This window comes from Lunatimonas sp., from assembly GCF_020832325.1.
Taxonomy (GTDB): Bacteria; Bacteroidota; Bacteroidia; order Cytophagales; family Cyclobacteriaceae; genus Lunatimonas.
Genome location: NZ_JAFIEU010000051.1, coordinates 151,455 through 170,073 on the forward strand (window position 1 = coordinate 151,455; position 18,619 = coordinate 170,073).

The window sequence follows — 18,619 nt, forward strand, 5'->3', positions numbered from 1 at the left end:
AAAAATACCGATTTAATTTTTGAATAAAAAAAGCCTGCGTTTTTTGACGCAGGCTTATATATGAAGTAAGGATCGCTAAGGATTTACCAATATCTTATGTCTGAGTAAGACCTCGTTATTGGTATGTACTGAGAGAATATACATTCCTTTATTCAGTTGGCCAACTGGGATTTCGTATTTCCCTGTGTTATACAGGACACTGTGGGAGGGATATGATTGAATCACCTGCCCATTTGTGTTGGTCAATTGAATGCTAAATTGTGAATGGTCACTTGGGAATTCCAAATAGACAAAATTAGTTGCTGGATTCGGGTAGACTTTAATTTCCTTTGCCGTATATCGACTTATTTCTTCATCTAATATTTCCAGAATTGGTTCTTCAATCACCTGTTCAGACACTTGTCTGAGATTGCTTGTTCCCATTGCATTGGTGTTGCCTTGAGGGATTACAGCAATGCCGGAAATGGAAGCGTTGTTTACAGATGCAGCTAAATCGATTTCCAATAACCCGTCACTGACCCATATATTTTGAAAGGTTAGTGATATCGGCCTATTTCCGGATTCTACAAACAAGTCTAAGTTGCTTTTCCTGACTTCTCCCTCTATAAAGATGTCAAATACCCGTCGCCTTGGCCCGGTGACATCAACTTGTTTTCCAAAGTAGGTTTCATTGTGGAATGTAATCACCGTGTAGCTGCCGTTTGGAACAGGTATTTTATAGCTCATGTTTGCTCCAAATCTGTGGGATTGGAAGAGCGTCTCGTTGCTAGCTCCCGTAAAGGAGCTTACGTTAGTGCTACCAAAGAAAAAGGGCGTATCGTAATCCGAACTAAAATTGTAGCCACTGTAGGATGCGGATTCTCTACTTCCTGTATTTAAGAAGAATGATGCCCCTCCAAATTCTTTAGAGCTGGTAGTGCCCATTGAAACGATCGCTATTCCGGAAATAATCGCGTTATTCGTGGAAGCAGATAACCTCAAGTCTAACTTTCCGTCATTCACTGTGATATTATCAAACACCAAGGTCGTCTCGCGGTTTGATGTCTCCAAGAACATATCCAGGTTACTTTTAACAACTCTCCCTTCAATCAAAATGTCGAAAACCCGTTGTCCTTCTCGTGCAGGAATATCGTTTGATCCGAAATAATTCTCTTTGTGATACGTAATTACTCGATAGGTTCCATTTGGTACTGGAATGGAATAACTCAAATCCGGCGCAAAACGGTGGGTTTGAAACATTGGGAAAGAACTTGATATGCGGTTCTCATTTGTGAATGAAGAGGAAAAATAGGGTGGATTAGAATCGCTGATGAACGTATTGCCTTCATGCGCCACATCCCTTGCCCCTCCAGCATTTATAAAGAGCGAAAACTGACCCTCAAGCTTTTCAGACACTGGGATATTAGGGATTACCTTAATCGCAGAGATGATTGCGTTGTTTGAACTGGCGGCTAATTCAACCGTCAATATTCCATCATTTACTAACACATTGTTGAAGATCAATTGTGTTTCCACATTGTTGAATTCTTTAAACATGTCAAAGTCCTTTTTAACGACCTTACCTTCTATGGCTATGTCAAAAACCCGTTGACCCTCAGCTGCGGCTGGCCCCGATACTCCGAAATAAACTTCGTGGTGATAGGTTACCACGGTATATGACCCATTTGGAACTGGGATGTCGAATTTCAGATTTGGAGCAAATACCGCAGATTGGTAGATGTCTTTTTCGCTAGACTCTGCTCTGACGGTGTTGGTAAAGCTTGATGCGGATATAGTGGATTGTGATATCGGAGAAAAGGTGAAACCTTGGTATTCTGCGGTGCTATTTCCGCCCAAATTCACCCCAAATGTACCTGGGTTGTCCGTTGGATTTTCAACGATCGCATCCATTTGAGATGATGCAGAAATGCTTACTGTTTCCGAAAAGCTGCGGAGTCCATTTCTGTCAACAGCCTCTGCACGTAGTCTATGGGTTCCTGCAGTTGCAGTCCACCTGATAGAGTAGGGGGCAGTGGTGGAGTTTCCGATGAGCTGATCTCCGTTGAAAAAGTTTACACGTTCTATGGTGCTTCCTGTAGAGGACGCTTCTGCCCGAAGTGTAATACCGGTTCCTGTTTCAAATCTTTCATTATTGGAGGGAGATGTTAACCGAACTGTTGGTGCCGTATTGTTTTCCGTTTCGTTCTTACCATCAATTCTAACCAATACCGCCGATGTGTAGGGTTCTAGTTCGATTCGTGACGAATACGACCTATTCATCGCATCTACGTAGGTTCCATTCAGTGGGACCGTTTTTTTCGATTTAGTTGGGTTGTGTTCAAACAAGAATACTTCTTCAGGCGTTGTTAATCTAACATCAGCTTCTCGTAGCTCAAGATCATCTAGCCAGTAGGTCCAATTTCCATCGTCAGACACTAGCATAATAACTGCATCCTCGACACTGATTGGAGAAGTTAAATGCACATTATATTCTCCACTTCTCGTTCCTAAACTTACAACGGAAGTATTTGAAAATTGCTGCCAAGGAGATCCGGCATGCCTGAAGAAAATACGCAGAGAACCTGGATTACTGGCAAGCCCTTTGAATGAGAGTATATAGTCTTTATTTGCAACGATAGATTTCACCGAAACTCTAGCTACCGAATAGCCTGGACTAGTAATTTGCAAGGCGTAGCCCAACAGCTTTCCAAGTACCCGTGAAATTTGGCAATTGCTACAATTTACACCGTTTGAATTGCTCTCGAATGTACCCGAGGTATAAAGTGAATTGCCTTTAAACCCAAGGACTTCAAAGGGTTGGATGCTTGGAACAAAAAACCTGGAATTCTGATCTTTGCTGAATCGGGATTGCCAACGTTCCAGGTTAAGTATTTCGGTCTGCTGTGTACTGCCAGATTGATAGGTAACTGCAAAATTGCGGTTGTGCCCCAGAGGGCTGGTGTAGCGATTATTGTCAAAATTGGCTAGTTGCGATACGTCATCTTTGTTGGTTCGAATTGTTACGGCCGCTTGGTCACCATTCTTTGAGAAGAAAATATTGTTTGTAATCGTGATATTCCTAGTGTCTCCTCCGTTATTACTGTTTCCCAATAAAATGTGACTTTCTGTATCATAAAAGGTATTTCTGTCAACGACAATATTTCTGACATTGGCAAGCTTGATTCCGGTATAATTAGTATGGGCTATTGTGTTATTCATAACACTCACTCCTGTTACATTGTCATCTAAGAATACGCCACTTGCATGTGGTTTGTAGTTAAACTCATGCGCTCTCGGTGTACCGGCATTTGATGCCATTCCATTTAAAATGATGTTGCCTACAACTTCTCTCCCGCTGAACACGGTACCATCTTGGCCACCGAATGAATATATTCCACCTCCATCATTTTTATGAAGGCAATACCCATCGACTAAGTTGTTTCTAATTTTTGTTCGGTTTCCGCCAAAATGAATGCCGTTGTATCCTGTATTTATTACTTGATTGTTTTCAATAAGGACATCATCAGACCCCGCGAAGATTCCGATTCCGTTATTATTGCCACTTTGCGAGCCGCCTTGAAAGACAAAACTGTTTTCTACGATGTTATTGGTTACCTTTGCTCCTGGATTCCCGAATCGCAAGTAGATCCCAGTGTTAAGAGAATAATTGATTTTGCAATTATCGATCTCGAGTTCCTCAACACTGGTTACAAATAGTCCATTTTCACCGGCAAATTCTACATCGGAGTTTTTCAGCTTGATGCCTGACCCACCATTGAGGTGAACGGCGTCCTTGTTTGCGCCCCGAAACTGGATGTTTTCAATGGTTACGTAACTTGCGGAGGAGTTTTTTGTAAGCAAATGATCTAGAGAGCCAACAGACACACTTCGAGAGGATGCATTGGAAGACCCAAAAAACATATTTAACCGTTTGGTAGAGCGGTTATAGAACCACTCTCCTGCTTGGTCCAGCGTATTGATGTGATCTTGAATAAAGAAACCCCAATTTACGCTTGGGGAATATGAACTGGATCCTGAATAATTAATAGAGCCTCCGCTGTGGGATGTGATCCGGTGTCGATCAACGATCCATTGCACTTTTCTGATCACTGCTTCGCCTCCATTAAAACTCGGGCTTGAGCTAAGTTGACTGCTGGATACTGAGTTATTACCGCTCACTCCAGTTATATTTAAGTAGCCGCCATTTGCAGCATTTTTATTGGGGTACCTGCCCATTTCCATTAGATCATCATCCATAATGACCACACTAACCTCAGATGGAGAAAACGTATTGCTGCTTTCAAATATTCCATTTCCAATACTTCTCCAACCTGTTACCTGCGCCAAGCCAGTAATGATAGGTTTAGAGCCTGAGCCATACGCGCCAATTGTAATTGGGTTGGTTCTTGAGCCAGACGCATCGATATGAATTGTACCGAAAAATACATCGCCTCTCCTAAAATAAATAGCATCTCCAGGTCTAAGACTGGAGAAAATGGCATTTAATTTGTCTATAGAACGCCAGGGGGTATTTGGGTTCTGGGCTTCTGCGGCTGTACGCGAGTCATTTCCAGAGGACGATGAAAAATAATAGTTTACAGCTTGGGTGGCATTGGTGGTTAGGCCCAATAGTAATACGATGAGCACCAGGTAGGTTAAATTTGTTTTCATTTAACTTAGGTTTTTAAAGGTGTAATTTCTGTGTAATGGTTGGTCCTATGTCTGTTTTTTGGACATAATAGCTTTGTTAGTCCAAACCAAAGCGGGTCGAACGTAACGTTTTCAACTTGTGGGAGAGCTAACTATTGGGTGATTAGCTATGCTCTTTTTGGGCGATAGTTTTCAGCTAAACTGTTTAACTACTCGCAAGAACCTAAACGATCAAATGAATTTCGCATCTAGTTTACAGTTTGTAATATTAATAAAAAAGTATTTGATAAACCAATACTTAAAATATTAATATAATACTTTGTTTGTCAATTTACTGGTGGGTTTACGAACCGTAGCAATTGATGTCTAAAGTGCTGCAAAAACCGGTGCGGTATTCAGGTTTAAATCGGTCGGTTTCGCCCCTTAGGACACCCAATCCTTTTCGAACAAATCAATACTTTTGCTGTAGCTATTGAATTCAATCTGTTCTATACCCAGGTCTAGCCCACTGTAAACGTCATTGCCATTCTCCTGAAACCTAGGGTGTGGAAGAACGGTGTCATTAATGTGATGATAGAGGTGTTTTGTATTGACTTTTATCCAGAGATTTACCCCATTAAGGATTAGCTTAACACTACCTAAACTCTTCTTGGGGCCCCTCAAGAATGCTACCTTTCTCAATAGCCAACGGATAGGATTAATTGGGATGGTATTTGTTGGGTGTTCCAGATTCCGGTTTGAGACACATTGATCTGAGAGGGTGGCTAGACCAGATTGTGTCAAAAAAATATGTGGTTTGTAAACCGGATCCCTTAGTCTTACGTAGAAGACATATAAATGATGGAATTGAATCCATGCGTACCGCAATAAAAACGGCGAATCCTCCAGGAGAGAATAGATGATTTTTGACTTCATTGGTCAGTAGGGTTTGGTGGTGTGTTTGTTCTATTTAGGTTATATTTCTTTGTCGCGTGGTAGTTTTCGACAAAACTGACCAACAGGGAAAATCATGCCAGAAATGAAATTTTTTCTGCCAATTAGTGAGTAAGTCTCATGTTTCCCATGTCAATTTGACATGATTTCCCAGAGGGCGCCGCTTGGCACACGGGTTGATAGTATGGTTTTCATAACAATCGAAATCATAAAAATCAAAAACATACATCATGGGAAAAATTATTGGTATTGATTTGGGTACGACCAATTCATGCGTGGCCGTAATGGAAGGGAGTGAACCCGTAGTAATTCAAAACAGCGAAGGACGGAGAACCACGCCTTCTATAGTTGCTTTTTTGGACAACGGTAATGGAGAGCGAAAAGTGGGTGATCCGGCCAAGCGCCAGGCAATAACCAACCCGCAAAACACCGTATCATCTGTGAAGCGATTCATGGGAAAAAAGTTTTCGGAAATATCTGAGGAGAAGAAGCACATTTCGTATGCAATAGACAAAGGATCCAATGATACTGTCGTCGTAAAAATAGGAGACCGAAACTATACCCCCCAGGAGATTTCCGCAATGATCCTTCAAAAAATGAAGTCAACAGCAGAGGATTTTCTTGGTCAGGGAATCACGGAAGCGGTCATTACAGTTCCCGCCTACTTTAACGATGCAGAGCGTCAGGCTACAAAAGAGGCCGGACAAATAGCAGGACTGGAAGTGAAGCGCATCATCAATGAGCCTACCGCTGCGGCATTGGCATACGGGCTTGACAAGAAAAACCAGGATATGAAGATTGCCGTCTACGACTTGGGTGGTGGTACTTTCGATATTTCTATACTTGAATTGGGCGATGGGGTATTTGAAGTGAAATCTACCAATGGGGACGTGCATCTTGGTGGAGATGATTTCGACCAAGTGATCATCAATTGGCTTGCCGATGAGTTTAGAGCGGAGGAGGATATGGATTTACGTAAAGACCCCATGGCTCTTCAGCGATTAAAGGAAGCTGCGGAGAAGGCTAAGATCGAATTATCCAGTTCATCCAGTACAGAAATTAATCTTCCTTACATCACCGCGACCCAGTCTGGTCCCAAGCATTTGGTCCGTAACCTGACCCGTTCAAAATTTGAGCAGCTTTCCGAGAACCTGATTAGAAGGTCTCTCGAGCCAGTTAAGAAAGCAATGAATGATGCCGGTCTTTCTCCATCAGATATCGATGAAGTGATATTGGTAGGTGGGTCTACCCGTATTCCAAAGATTCAGGAGGAAGTTGAAAAGTTCTTTGGCAAGAAGCCTTCTAAAGGAGTTAACCCGGATGAAGTAGTAGCCATTGGGGCGGCCATTCAAGGCGGTGTCTTAACCGGTGAGGTGAAAGACGTACTCTTACTGGATGTTACTCCACTTTCTTTGGGTATTGAGACTATGGGAGGTGTATCTACCAAGCTGATAGAGGCAAATACAACTATTCCAACCAAAAAGTCGGAAGTTTTCTCCACTGCAGCTGACAATCAGCCCGCAGTAGATATACATGTGTTGCAGGGTGAGCGACCGCTCGCGAAGGATAACAGGAGCATTGGAAGGTTCCAGTTGACCGATATTCCGCCAGCACCCAGAGGCGTGCCTCAAATAGAGGTGACCTTCGATATCGATGCAAACGGGATTTTGAGTGTCTCTGCAAAAGATAAAGGAACCGGTAAAGAGCAAAAAATTAAAATTGAGGCTTCGTCAGGGCTTTCTCAGGACGAGATTGAACGGATGAAGAAGGAGGCCGAAGCCAATGCAGCGTCTGATAAGGCCGAAAAGGAACGCATTGACAAGGTGAACCAAGCTGATTCCCAGATTTTCCAAACGGAAAAGCAACTGAAGGAATATGGTGAAAAATTGTCTGAGGGAAACAAATCCGCTATAAATTCAGCGCTAGAGAAATTGAAAGCGGCTCACCAATCTCAGGATTTAACCGGAATCGATGCTGGAATTGAGGCGCTTAATGCTGCCTGGGCGGCAGCCTCCCAAGAGATCTACAATGCTACCCAAGGCGCACCTGGAGCAGAGGCTGAGGGATCGCAGGGAGGACCTGGCAACGCTGGGGGCGACGGCGTATCGGACGTAGACTACGAAGAGGTAAACGAAGAAGATAAGAAGTAAATTACCTTCATTCGGTTTTGAAATTAACGGCGTTCCATGATTTGGAATGCCGTTATTTGTATAAACCCCGCTGCTTATCAGGCGGACTTGATCAATCATGCAAACGAAACTGTATCAGAAAAAGAGACCATCATGGAGTTAACCTCAGACAACAAGTTAAGAAAACTGATTATCGTGGGTGATAGATTGTTGATAAAGCTGAAGAAGCCCGATCAAAAGACTTCCAGTGGGCTTTATCTCCCTCCGGGTGTGCAGGAAAAGGAAAAAATCCAGCAAGGGTATATCATAAAAGCGGGTCCGGGCTATCCGATTCCACTTCCGGTTGAAGACGATGAGCCTTGGAAAGACCAAGGTGAAGGAGTAAAGTATATTCCGCTGCAGGCGAAGGAGGGTGATCTAGCCGTTTTTCTTCTGAACGGAGCTTATGAGGTTGTCTATGAAGGCGAGAAGTATTTCATTGTGCCTCAAAATGCCATTTTAATGCTTGAAAGAGAAGAAGACCTTTAGGGTAAGCAAATCAGACATTCAATCCTAGTTAAACCATCCAGGCGATTTCTAAGTCTGGATGGTTTTTTTGTTTCTGGCTAAAAGGAGCGTTGATTTTTTGATAAGCTAATATATTTGTAAAATTCGTTAAAATAAGTATAATACAAAATAAACATCTAAAATAATACCAATGAAAGCGCCTTAAATAGTGATTAATTAAAATTTAGTTGTTTTTATATGGATTAATAAAGTAACCATAAAATTATTAATGAGGCATAAAAGTGAAGGGTATGGTAAAAAAATAAACTAAATTTGTTTGAAAATTTGCGTAATTCGCAATTAACGGTTAATATTGAACTCATAAAGAATACCTAGTTGAATACGAATAATATTCTGTTTTAATTTAAGTTCTAAAAACAACCTTAATCAATCAAGAAGATGAAAAAAATCGACATTCCAGCTTTCTCAAAGGTATTAGTAGCCTTTACCATGTTATTGTGTCTTGCTGCATCTCCCGCATTCTCGCAGTCAGATGACAAATTTAGTTTTGACGTGACATTAAACTCTGACCAGTTCTTTGGATTTTATCCCTTCTTCGCTGGGTCCTACGAGGTTTCAGAGTCTTCCGCTTTTACCTTTTATGGTATTCTCTGGTCTGGTGGTACTGGCGGAGGCTGGGGTAACTGGACCGAATTCGGTGTGGGTATGAACTTCACCGTGGCAGAGGGTTTAGATGTAAATCCACAAATTGGTGTATTGGGAGGTAATCTGTTATCTTCTGGAACTGATGGCGCTGCAGTTTTCGGCGATGGTATTGTTCCTAACCTGACTATTGGATTGGATAAGTCATCCGTGGAAGGTGAGTTTTACCTTGGATACTATGCACCTCTGCGAGATTTGGCTCCAGCTAATGGGACTACTCTTTCTTACCTGCACTATTGGGCAAACTTTGGCGTAAAAGCCAGCGACTTCTTCTCAATTGGTGCACACTGGGAGCAACTTTCCAACACTGGAGGGTCTAATGTTGCTAGTTCTTCATCGGTTTATCAGTGGATAGGCCCCTACGTTCAGTTTTCTGCTCCTTCTGGAAAAGCATTTGCTAGGTTAGCAGCGGGGGGTGATTTGGTAGAAGGAAATGACTCGTTCTTCAAGCTGACTACAGGTTTCAGCTTCTAAGATTTTCGATTTAAATAGCATTAAAAAACGCCAGGCATTGGATGTCTGGCGTTTTTTATTGTTAGAGAGTCTACGTTTGGTTAATTTCGTTGTTTTTGTAGCTGTGCAAATTCTTTGGCAAAATAACTCAGTATGATATTCGCGCCTGCCCGTTTGATACTGAGGAGGCTTTCCAGCATTGCCCGTTCCCCATCCAGCCAGCCATTCGCAGCCGATGCTTTTATCATCGCATATTCGCCACTGACATTATAAGCGGCTATGGGAATGTTAAAGTTGTCTTTGAGTAGCCTGATGATATCCAAATAGGCTAATGCGGGCTTCACCATTAAAAAATCAGCCCCTTCGGTAACATCCAATTCCGCCTCTATCAACGCCTCCGATATATTCGCAGGGTCCATCTGATAGGTTTTTTTATCTCCCGCTTTTGGGGCTGAGTCCAAGGCATCCCTAAACGGATTATAGAATGCACTGGCGTATTTGGCTGTGTAGGACATAATAGAAACATCCTGAAATCCATTTTGATCCAGTACGTTTCGGATATACCCAACCCTTCCGTCCATCATGTCTGATGGCCCCAATATATCTGCCCCAGCTTCGGCCTGTGCCAGGGCCATCTTTCCGAGTATTTCCAGGGTGTCGTCGTTTACGATCTTTCCATCGATCACCAGTCCATCGTGGCCGTCGGAGCTATAAGGATCCATGGCGACATCGGTCATCACACAAGCCTCGGGGAAGTGATTTTTGACTGAGGAAATGGCTTTCAGGTAAAAAGTGTCCGGGTTATAGCTTTCAGTGGCGGTTTTGTCTTTTTTGGACTCTGGATATGCCGGGAAAATATCAAATGCCATGATTCCAAGGTTCATACAGCTTTCGATTTCTTTTAGTAGCAGATCTGAAGAGTATCGATAGATCCCCGGCATGGAAGCTACCTCTATTTTTTGGTTTTTCCCATCGAGTAGAAAGAGCGGTAGGATAAAGTCTTTCACCGATATTCGGGTCTCTTCGACCATGTTTCGGATTACTTCTGACTTACGGTTCCTGCGCGGTCTTCGGAGCATATTCATACACGTTGGATTTGGTTTAACGTTATTGCAGCCCAAAGGTACCAATTATTAGCCGATACTGTATGGAATCAGAAATTTACCTGTGCTTGAAGGCGTAGTAGGCTACCTCGCTGCCGATTGGAGGGGTTTAGAGAGTTTTCAAAGGTTCTATCTGAAACCGTGTACATGGCTACTAACTCAAAATTGCGGTTTGGTTGCCATTCTACGCCGATTTCCCATTCTTTGACCCGGTGTTTCGTCGCGTCAAACTCGTGTTTTTTACCTCCGCTGTAATAATGGTATCTGGAAAAGGGAATATACAGGCTTTTTCTGGATGTCACATAATAGGAAGCGAGCAGGTATCCTCCTTCCAAGGGTTTGTTGTCGATGTCTCCCGTTGTTGGGTTGAATTCAGGGCCTCTGCCCCAATTATATTCCGCTTGTAAGCCAAAAGGCTGTGGGAATACCACCAACGTAGCTCCATATCGGTATTCCCTGAATTCGGTCGGGCTATCATCTACCAACATTTGCCTGTTGATGACGAATTTGCCGGAATAGCCCTGTAGGGATCCCTCGATGAACTGACCATTACCGAGCTCAAATGGATAAGAAACTCTACCTACGGTATGCAGCGAGTTGTTCTTTTCGGGCTGGTTTGCGGTTTGTCCGTTGTATGCACCGATGGCCAACACACCGTAATCTCCGGATCCTTTTAACCCCGATGAGACCAAATACCGGAAACGTTCGCGGATTTTACTGGGGGCGAAGTACAGCATAAGCCCAATGTCGCGTTCGTTTGCTACGGCACTGTTCAAACCGTCATTTCGGTCCAGTGGAATGCGGTTTTGGCTGGACTGAAGATTCTCATACCCGAAAGGAACTTTGCTCTGGCCAATGCGGAGACGGAGTTCCTGTTTGGCATCCAATGCCAGGTCAAAATAGGCATCCCGAATCTGCGCCAAATGGCTGCCCCCAGAGGCGAAATCCGGTTGAATATAGAAATAGATGCGTTCATGGATGTCTCCTGAGAAGATCATTCGGATCCTTCGGAAGAAGAACCCACCATTTTCACCCCATGATTTGTCACATTGATCACACGCTAAGAGAGGATTGGTTTCCAGCAGTCGATTGTACCGCAATTGGGCGTATCCCCGGAATTTGACAACCTCAGACCAGTTTTTTCCGACTATAGGCAGGTCTTCCATTACCGAGTCTATGGGCATAAAGGAAGAGGCCCTTAATTCTGCCAACATCATGAGCTTTGCCATAATGAGCCAGACGAAAAGGTTTCGCATGAAGAGAATAAGTTTTATTAATACAGCGCTGCAAAGGAAGACAGCAGACAGTCAAAAAAGTAGCTTTATACTTTATCAATTTGTTAAAAATAGCTGCGGTTTATTATTCTCACATGGACGTCATTTCGGTTAAATAAATAAAAATGTCCCCAAATACGAGTTTTGAGGACATTGTTGTGTTATCGAATTGTTAATTTCATCAGTCAATTACCAGCATAATCCCACGTAGTTGGGAAGGTCCTCAAGTGCCGGAATTCTGACCAAATCTACCACAGCTGTTTTTTCTTTCAAGATTTCCTTGTATTTCCCGCCATCGAAATTTCTATGGTTGATCAAAACGACTTCGGCTTGCAAAATGGCCTGTTCTACCTGACCAACGATGAGCTCGGAGAGGTGCGGTAGGTGCTCATCAATAAATGATTTGTTGGCACCCACTAACTTGGATAGATGAACGTTTTCGTCGAATATGGTAATTTTATATCCTTTTCCAATAAGCTTTTCTGCAAGATCTACGGATGGGCTATATCTCAAATCGTCAGTCCCTTCCTTAAACGAAAGACCAATAAAACAAATGTTTCTTTTGCCGGTTCTCTCGATCAGCTCATAGGCAATTCTTTTTTGGTTTTCATTCGACTCGTGGACACCACTTAAAACCGGCGTCGCAACATATTGGTCATGGCCGAGTGTTACTAAGCCTTTGAGATCTTTTGGCAGACAAGAACCTCCATACGCAAAACCAGGCTTGAAATATGCTGGAGATATATTTAGGTGAGTGTCTTTGCAAAACAAGTCCATCACTTTGTGAGAGTCTATATTAAGTGCTTTTGAAATATTTCCAATTTCATTTGCGAAGGAGATCTTCAATGCATGAAAGCCATTGTTTACGTATTTGATTATTTCAGCCACTTCGATGTCTGTAATTTCAATGGGTGCATCCAAATGTCTGTACAGGGAGGCTACCTTTTCCACTACTGCGGGATTATCTCCTCCCAACACGGTCACAGACGGGTTATTATAGTCCTTGACGGCTGTTCCTTCTCTTAGAAACTCCGGATTCGAGACAACGGTAAAGTCTTTTCCACGTTCCTTATTGGAAAATTGGCCGATGATTTCGCCAAACTTTCTGTTGGTTCCCGGTAATACGGTGCTTCGAATAACAACGGTATGAAAAGAGTCCTTTTCACGCAGCGCTTCCCCAATTTGCTCTGCGGTTTTGAATATATAAGAGAGGTTTAGATGCCCTTGCGGTGAAGATGGGGTACCGACGCAGACGATACTTATCTCGGAATCAAATACTGCCTGCTTGGCATCCGTAGTGGCGGAAATCCTTCCTGCGTCAAATTGCTCTTTGATTATCCTGTCGATGTCCTTTTCAACTATCGTAGGCTGTCCTGAATTTATCAAGTCCACCTTAAAATCATTGATGTCTACTCCGATAACTCTATGTCCGTTGTTTGCCAGACACCCCAGGCTTACACAGCCCACATACCCCAATCCAAAAATCGAAATGTTCATTTTTTGTAATTTTTACGTTTGCGATAAATTTCAATACGACGTAGACGGACAATTTTACGTAGCTTCTAACGAACTGCTTTCTTTCGTTCAATAGCAAAATTGACTGCATCCATAAAGCCTTTAAACATATTTGGAATAGCCGCTTTGTTTTCAAATGTTTCCCTACAGTTCTCTGTAAGTCTACTATAGGCGGTTTGATCTTTTTGCATCGTTTCTATAAACGTCCAAAAATCAGGCATATCTTTAGCCAGGTATCCGTTGTAACCGCTTTTGAGGTAGTAGACCTCCACTGAGTGTGGGCCGTCCAAAGCTACTACCGGTTTTGCCCAGAATAATGCTTGATTAAGTGCCAACCCAAGATCTCCCGGCGTTGTGAAATAACTTGCAGATTTAAAAAGCGCATTCATTTCATAATCATCATAGGGTACCTGACCAATGTAATAGTAGTTCTCCAGCTCGTTTATTTTATCCTTTTGCTGTTGGTTTATTCCCCTCCCTGCCACTACAATGGCTATATCCTTATTCGTACAGGGGAAATTTAACAGAGCATCCAGATTTTTGTCTGGTTTGATGGTCGCCGCAAAAAGGACAATGGTATCTTCTCGAATACCATATTTTTCTTTCACATAGTCCAGCCCCGGGACTTTCTCTTTATCAAAACTGTCAAAGGAAAGGGTATTGTAGCCGAAGAATACCTTAGGGCGGTTCTTTTCCTGCACATACTTTATTTCGTTCGGCGTGTACAGTACCATCGCGTCACTTAAATCATGCAGTTTGTGGTATAAAAAGTTTTTAATGAGGTGGTTGGGTGTTTTGATGTCGATGCTTTTTGTCCATGTAACGAGCGGAATATTTTTTGCCCTGCAAAATATAGATATCGGAAAATTAACCAGATCCTTCAACGTAAGAAAGGTGATGACTGTGTCTGGTTTTTCTCGTTCCAAATGCTTGATATAACTCAATACACGCGACTTTTCTATAATAGTACGAAATTCTAATTTGTCGTCTATATCGTCTTTTCCTTCTGTTAGCAGGATAAACTCGTACCCTAATTCCCTAAACCTTTTTGAAAAATAATTATAAACTTTTAATCGGTAGTGAAAAGTATAGCTTGAAACCAATATGATTTTTTTCATTTAGACATTATTTTTTTGCCAGGAATAAACAAAATTAGAATGGTTGAGTAATTTAAATTACAAAATATCTACTTCTGAGGAGAGCTTTTTGATAGCTTTCAACAGGTTAAAAGGTGATTTTTTTCGGCAACAAATTTAATAAACTTTAAAGATAAATCTGTTAAAATCTTGTTATACTTTTCAATTACAGACACTTTGGTGTGGGTCATACGGTGTTCTCTGTTATATCGAACGTCTCCAATGGATTGGACATGGTGCTTGGGTTTATTTCGATAGAATCTCCATTTTTTTTGAAGGTTGTACCCAAAGGTTTTCTGATCGATCGCTAGCATATTGAGAGGCTACCTTTTAGCAAAAATTCGTTCCACGAGTTTGATATCTACGTCTTGGTAGTCATTGATGTAATAGCTGCATGGGGGTAGTTCATCCCGTGTGTGCGACGACAATACGCCGACAACCCGCATTCCGGCGTTTAAGGCCGCAGAAACACCTGAGTGAGAGTCTTCAAATACCAAACATTGCGAGGGGGGAGTCTCTAGATTGGAGGCTGATTTAAGGTAAATTTCCGGATCCGGCTTGTGGTTGGTTACGTGTTCGCTGGCTAGGATAGATTCCATTTTAGGTTCAAAGCCAAGTTTAGACATGATGAGTGCCAAATTGGCGTAGGGTGCAGAAGTAGCTACTCCGGTTTTCAAACCTTCAGTTTTCAGATCATTAAAAAACTCCATAAAACCAGTGATAGGCGTGACTTTTTCTGCATAGATCTCTCTAAACAACCCTTCTTTTTCTTCCTCCAAAGCTGCAAATTCGTCTCCCAAGACTTCCCTTCCAAGGAAGTGCCTAAATATGTAGCTGTTGCTTTTTCCATACATGTGCTGGGAGAATTCTTCTTCTGTTGGGTGTAAGCCTCGCTTTGCAAAGAATACCTGAAAGGCTTTGGAATGATACGGGTTGGTGTGGCAAATGACGCCATCCATGTCAAAAATAACTGCTTTGTTACTCATTGTATAATCAATAGATATCGGTTATTCTTCCTAAAAGCCCAAAATAGTTGTTTCGATGATATCGCAGCAATCCGAAAGCTGTTCCTCGGTCATTACCAATGGTGGGGCGAATCGAATGATATTGCCGTGAGTGGGCTTTGCCAGAAGTCCGTTGTCTCGTAAGGCTAAACATATGTCCCATGCCGTGGAGCTTTCTGAGGGGGAATTGATCACGATTGCATTTAATAGGCCTTTGCCGCGAACGGCACTGACCAATGGAGATCTATCTACCAGCGCTTGCATCCGCTTTCTGAAAATATGTCCAAGTTTTCGGGCGTTTTGGGCTAATCTCTCCTCTCTGATTACTTCTAAAGCAGTCATGGCGACTTTTGCACCCAATGGATTGCCTCCAAATGTAGACCCATGTTGGCCTGGCTGTATGACCTCCATGACCGAGTTATCTGCCAATACGGCGGAAACGGGAAAGAACCCACCCGAAAGGGCTTTTCCAAGTATCAAGATATCCGGCCGTATGTAGCTTTCCTGTTTTTCGCAGTGGTTTTCGCAGGAGCAGTTGCCGCAAACCGCCAGGAGGGAACCTGTACGGGCAATGCCAGTCTGGATTTCATCAGCGATAAAGAGTACATGGTGCTTCTGGCATAGCGCAGCGGCTTTCGCGAGATAGTCCTCTGCTGGAGTAAATACGCCAGCCTCTCCTTGAATGGGTTCAACTAAAAACGCAGCGATGTCCGGATTTTCTAGCAGGGTCGACTCTAGTGCCTGAAGGTCGTCATAGGGAATACCAATAAACCCTGGTGTAAAAGGGCCAAAATTCTTACGCGCATTGTCATCACTGGAGAATGATATGACCGTGGTCGTGCGGCCATGAAAATTGTTATCGGCAACTACTATTTTGGCTTCGTTTTCGGAAATACCTTTTCGTTCGTATCCCCATTTTCTTGCTATTTTAATCGCAGTTTCCACTGCTTCTACTCCGGTATTCATGGGTAGCACTTTATCAAAGCCAAAATAGTCCGTCAGGTATTTCTCGTAAGGCCCAAGCACATTATTATAGAATGCCCTAGACGTAAGTGTCAGTGTTGCTGCCTGATCTTGCAGGGATTTCAATATGCGGGGATGACAGTGCCCTTGGTTTACAGCTGAGTAGGCAGACAGAAAATCATAGTATTTTTTTCCTTCCACATCCCAGAGAAAAACCCCCTTTCCTTTGGTGAGAACTACAGGAAGCGGATGGTAGTTATGTGCTCCATGTTCGTTTTCTAAGGCGATAGCTTGTTCACTGGCTGTGATTTCATCAAACATATTCAGTTTTTTTTCGGTTTGCAGGCTTCCGTTGATCGGATTACGTTCAGGGGCAAATATAGGAAATGCCCTTCGGAATAAAGAACGGATACCAAAAAGATGAATTACAAGTGTTTATCAAATAAAAATGCAATGCTGTTTTTGGAATTCCATGAAAACTTCCGATATTTGCAGACTCAAAAGTTAAAAGGCTAAAATTTAGACACTTCATATAGATCATGGCAAAAGTTTGTGACATCACCGGAAAGAGGCCTCGGGTAGGTAATAATGTATCCCATGCGAATAATAAGACAAAGCGGATGTTCTACCCAAACCTGCATAAGAAAAGCTTTTATATTCCTGAGGAAGATGCTTGGATTACCCTTAAGGTATGTTCCAAAGCACTCAGGACAATCAACAAGAAAGGTATCACTGCAGTATTGAAGGATGCGCAGAAAAGCGGTGCCATTATCATAAAATAAGACTTACCTATTTAAAAAAGACATAAAAAAGCGATGGCTAAGAAAGGTAACCGAGTACAAGTAATATTGGAATGCACCGAGCACAAAACCAGTGGTCAGGCAGGCACATCCAGGTACATTACTACCAAGAACAGGAAGAATACCACAGAACGTTTGGAGTTGAAGAAATTCAATCCGATTTTGAAAAAGATGACTGTTCACAAAGAAATTAAATAAACCCGCTTTCTCTTCATTAGTCAGAGGGTTGATGATTGAAAGCAGTAAAACGAACAAATCATGGCAAAGAAAGTAGTTGCAACATTAAAGAAAGAAGGTGGGATTACCTATTCCAAAGTTATAAGGGCCGTGAAGTCTGAGAAGACAGGTTCATACACCTTTAAAGAAGAGATGGTTCCCTCCACATTGGTTCAGGAGACCTTGAAAAAATAAGGATTGTTTTACGAGTAGTGTTTTCATAGGATCCCTTTCGATTAACATCGAAAGGGATTTTTGCCTATATTCGGGACTGAAAAAAAATAACATATGGGAGTCTTCGGTTTTTTTTCCAAAGAGAAAAAGGAAAGCTTGGATAAGGGGCTGGAAAAGTCCAGTCAAAATCTATTTTCAAAGCTGGGAAAGGCAATCGTCGGTAAATCCAAGGTGGATGATGAAATTCTCGACGAGCTGGAAGAAATCCTAATTACCTCGGACGTAGGGGTAGAGACAACCATTAAAGTGATACGCCGGATTGAGGAGCGGGTAGCAAGAGATAAATATGTGAATACAGCCGAGCTTGATGCCATCCTTCGAGAGGAAGTCGCTGGTCTGCTAGAGGATAATAATACTGAGGATCTGGCGGATTTTGACCTTCCCGAAACAAGCAAGCCCTACGTAATTATGGTAGTAGGTGTTAATGGGGTAGGAAAGACAACTACCATCGGAAAATTGGCCCATCAATTTAAGCAGGCAGGCAAGTCAGTTGTCCTGGGAGCAGCAGACACCTTTAGGGCGGCAGCGGTGGATCAATTGATTCTCTGGGGAGATCGAGTGGACGTGCCTGTGATTTCGCACGGAATGAACACCGATCCCGCTTCGGTGGCGTTCGATACGGTAAAGAAAGCGGTGGATATGAAAGCCGATGTTGTCATCGTCGATACCGCTGGAAGGTTGCATACCAAGGTAAACCTGATGAATGAACTCACCAAGATAAAGAGAGTCATGCAGAAGTTTATCCCAGAAGCTCCTCACGAGATTTTGTTGGTGTTAGACGGCTCAACTGGGCAGAACGCATTTATACAGGCAAAGGAATTTACTAGAGCCACAGACATCACTGCGCTTGCCATAACCAAATTAGATGGCACAGCTAAAGGCGGGGTGGTGATAGGTATTTCAGATCAGTTTAAGATACCCGTCAAATATATAGGTGTGGGGGAAAAAATGACTGACCTGCAGGTTTTCAACCGAAAAGAATTTGTGGATTCACTATTTAGGAAAAAATAGAAACTGTTTG

Annotated in this window: 15 protein-coding genes; 7 read left to right on the forward strand and 8 right to left on the reverse strand. The window is 42.6% G+C overall.

Features of this window, described 5'->3' with window-relative positions; translation table 11 throughout:
• Nucleotides 1–75: 75 nt before the first annotated feature.
• Both JJU34_RS20745 and JJU34_RS20750 read right to left on the reverse strand, forming a co-directional pair.
• Entirely contained in the window at nucleotides 76–4,650 is a 4,575-nt protein-coding gene (locus tag JJU34_RS20745) for a malectin domain-containing carbohydrate-binding protein (RefSeq protein ID WP_228694350.1), read from the reverse strand.
• A gap of 402 nt (nucleotides 4,651–5,052) precedes the next feature.
• Nucleotides 5,053–5,544, reverse strand: a complete 492-nt coding sequence (locus tag JJU34_RS20750) for a hypothetical protein (protein WP_228694351.1) — start codon at nucleotides 5,542–5,544, stop codon at nucleotides 5,053–5,055.
• A gap of 248 nt (nucleotides 5,545–5,792) precedes the next feature.
• On the opposite strand from JJU34_RS20750, the gene dnaK reads away from it, so the two are divergent.
• The 3 genes from dnaK (at nucleotide 5,793) to JJU34_RS20765 (ending at nucleotide 9,374) form a co-directional block, all read left to right on the forward strand.
• Nucleotides 5,793–7,712: a molecular chaperone DnaK gene (gene dnaK / locus JJU34_RS20755; RefSeq protein ID WP_228694352.1), complete on the forward strand. Its 1,920-nt coding sequence runs from the start codon at nucleotides 5,793–5,795 to the stop codon at nucleotides 7,710–7,712.
• A 132-nt stretch (nucleotides 7,713–7,844) separates the two neighbouring features.
• On the forward strand, nucleotides 7,845–8,219 hold the full coding sequence (locus JJU34_RS20760; protein ID WP_228694509.1) for a co-chaperone GroES family protein: 375 nt from the start codon (nucleotides 7,845–7,847) through the stop codon (nucleotides 8,217–8,219).
• A gap of 417 nt (nucleotides 8,220–8,636) precedes the next feature.
• Nucleotides 8,637–9,374 carry a DUF6733 family protein gene (locus JJU34_RS20765; RefSeq protein ID WP_228694353.1) on the forward strand — a complete coding sequence of 246 codons (738 nt, stop codon included), beginning with the start codon at nucleotides 8,637–8,639 and terminating at the stop codon, nucleotides 9,372–9,374.
• An 80-nt stretch (nucleotides 9,375–9,454) separates the two neighbouring features.
• Here JJU34_RS20765 and hemB read toward each other — a convergent pair whose 3' ends face one another.
• The 6 genes from hemB to rocD form a co-directional block, all read right to left on the reverse strand.
• On the reverse strand, nucleotides 9,455–10,438 hold the full coding sequence (gene hemB / locus JJU34_RS20770; RefSeq protein WP_228694354.1) for a porphobilinogen synthase: 984 nt from the start codon (nucleotides 10,436–10,438) through the stop codon (nucleotides 9,455–9,457).
• A 68-nt stretch (nucleotides 10,439–10,506) separates the two neighbouring features.
• Nucleotides 10,507–11,712, reverse strand: a complete 1,206-nt coding sequence (locus JJU34_RS20775; RefSeq protein WP_228694355.1) for a porin — start codon at nucleotides 11,710–11,712, stop codon at nucleotides 10,507–10,509.
• Between the two features lie 207 nt (nucleotides 11,713–11,919).
• Nucleotides 11,920–13,227 carry a nucleotide sugar dehydrogenase gene (locus JJU34_RS20780; protein ID WP_228694356.1) on the reverse strand — a complete coding sequence of 436 codons (1,308 nt, stop codon included), beginning with the start codon at nucleotides 13,225–13,227 and terminating at the stop codon, nucleotides 11,920–11,922.
• Nucleotides 13,228–13,292: 65 nt separating this feature from the next.
• Complete coding sequence (locus tag JJU34_RS20785) at nucleotides 13,293–14,363, reverse strand: glycosyltransferase (protein WP_228694357.1); 1,071 nt, start codon at nucleotides 14,361–14,363, stop codon at nucleotides 13,293–13,295.
• 341 nt (nucleotides 14,364–14,704) lie between these two features.
• On the reverse strand, nucleotides 14,705–15,367 hold the full coding sequence (locus tag JJU34_RS20790) for an HAD family phosphatase (RefSeq protein ID WP_228694358.1): 663 nt from the start codon (nucleotides 15,365–15,367) through the stop codon (nucleotides 14,705–14,707).
• 30 nt (nucleotides 15,368–15,397) lie between these two features.
• Entirely contained in the window at nucleotides 15,398–16,669 is a 1,272-nt protein-coding gene (gene rocD / locus JJU34_RS20795) for an ornithine--oxo-acid transaminase (RefSeq protein ID WP_301005426.1), read from the reverse strand.
• A 218-nt stretch (nucleotides 16,670–16,887) separates the two neighbouring features.
• Here rocD and rpmB point away from each other — a divergent pair, with 218 nt between their 5' ends.
• From rpmB to ftsY, 4 genes are all read left to right on the forward strand, one after another.
• On the forward strand, nucleotides 16,888–17,130 hold the full coding sequence (gene rpmB / locus JJU34_RS20800; RefSeq protein ID WP_228694359.1) for a 50S ribosomal protein L28: 243 nt from the start codon (nucleotides 16,888–16,890) through the stop codon (nucleotides 17,128–17,130).
• Nucleotides 17,131–17,163: 33 nt separating this feature from the next.
• A complete protein-coding gene (rpmG, locus tag JJU34_RS20805) occupies nucleotides 17,164–17,346 on the forward strand; it encodes a 50S ribosomal protein L33 (RefSeq protein ID WP_228694360.1) in 183 nt (60 codons plus the stop codon).
• A 60-nt stretch (nucleotides 17,347–17,406) separates the two neighbouring features.
• Nucleotides 17,407–17,559 (forward strand): DUF4295 domain-containing protein, encoded by a 153-nt coding sequence (locus JJU34_RS20810; RefSeq protein ID WP_209329543.1) that lies wholly within the window; start codon nucleotides 17,407–17,409, stop codon nucleotides 17,557–17,559.
• A 93-nt stretch (nucleotides 17,560–17,652) separates the two neighbouring features.
• Complete coding sequence (ftsY, locus tag JJU34_RS20815; RefSeq protein WP_228694361.1) at nucleotides 17,653–18,609, forward strand: signal recognition particle-docking protein FtsY; 957 nt, start codon at nucleotides 17,653–17,655, stop codon at nucleotides 18,607–18,609.
• Nucleotides 18,610–18,619: the final 10 nt, after the last annotated feature.

Bases quoted from the DNA above. Each gene is read 5' to 3' on its own strand.
- JJU34_RS20775 (WP_228694355.1), bottom strand. From the start codon at position 11,712: ATGCGAAACCTTTTCGTCTGGCTCATTATGGCAAAGCTCATGATGTTG.
- dnaK (WP_228694352.1), top strand. From the start codon at position 5,793: ATGGGAAAAATTATTGGTATTGATTTGGGTACGACCAATTCATGCGTG.
- JJU34_RS20765 (WP_228694353.1), top strand. From the start codon at position 8,637: ATGAAAAAAATCGACATTCCAGCTTTCTCAAAGGTATTAGTAGCCTTT.
- ftsY (WP_228694361.1), top strand. From the start codon at position 17,653: ATGGGAGTCTTCGGTTTTTTTTCCAAAGAGAAAAAGGAAAGCTTGGAT.
- rpmG (WP_228694360.1), top strand. From the start codon at position 17,164: ATGGCTAAGAAAGGTAACCGAGTACAAGTAATATTGGAATGCACCGAG.
- JJU34_RS20780 (WP_228694356.1), bottom strand. From the start codon at position 13,227: ATGAACATTTCGATTTTTGGATTGGGGTATGTGGGCTGTGTAAGCCTG.
- hemB (WP_228694354.1), bottom strand. From the start codon at position 10,438: ATGAATATGCTCCGAAGACCGCGCAGGAACCGTAAGTCAGAAGTAATC.
- JJU34_RS20745 (WP_228694350.1), bottom strand. From the start codon at position 4,650: ATGAAAACAAATTTAACCTACCTGGTGCTCATCGTATTACTATTGGGC.
- rpmB (WP_228694359.1), top strand. From the start codon at position 16,888: ATGGCAAAAGTTTGTGACATCACCGGAAAGAGGCCTCGGGTAGGTAAT.
- JJU34_RS20750 (WP_228694351.1), bottom strand. From the start codon at position 5,544: ATGAAGTCAAAAATCATCTATTCTCTCCTGGAGGATTCGCCGTTTTTA.
- JJU34_RS20785 (WP_228694357.1), bottom strand. From the start codon at position 14,363: ATGAAAAAAATCATATTGGTTTCAAGCTATACTTTTCACTACCGATTA.
- JJU34_RS20810 (WP_209329543.1), top strand. From the start codon at position 17,407: ATGGCAAAGAAAGTAGTTGCAACATTAAAGAAAGAAGGTGGGATTACC.
- JJU34_RS20760 (WP_228694509.1), top strand. From the start codon at position 7,845: ATGGAGTTAACCTCAGACAACAAGTTAAGAAAACTGATTATCGTGGGT.
- rocD (WP_301005426.1), bottom strand. From the start codon at position 16,669: ATGTTTGATGAAATCACAGCCAGTGAACAAGCTATCGCCTTAGAAAAC.
- JJU34_RS20790 (WP_228694358.1), bottom strand. From the start codon at position 15,367: ATGAGTAACAAAGCAGTTATTTTTGACATGGATGGCGTCATTTGCCAC.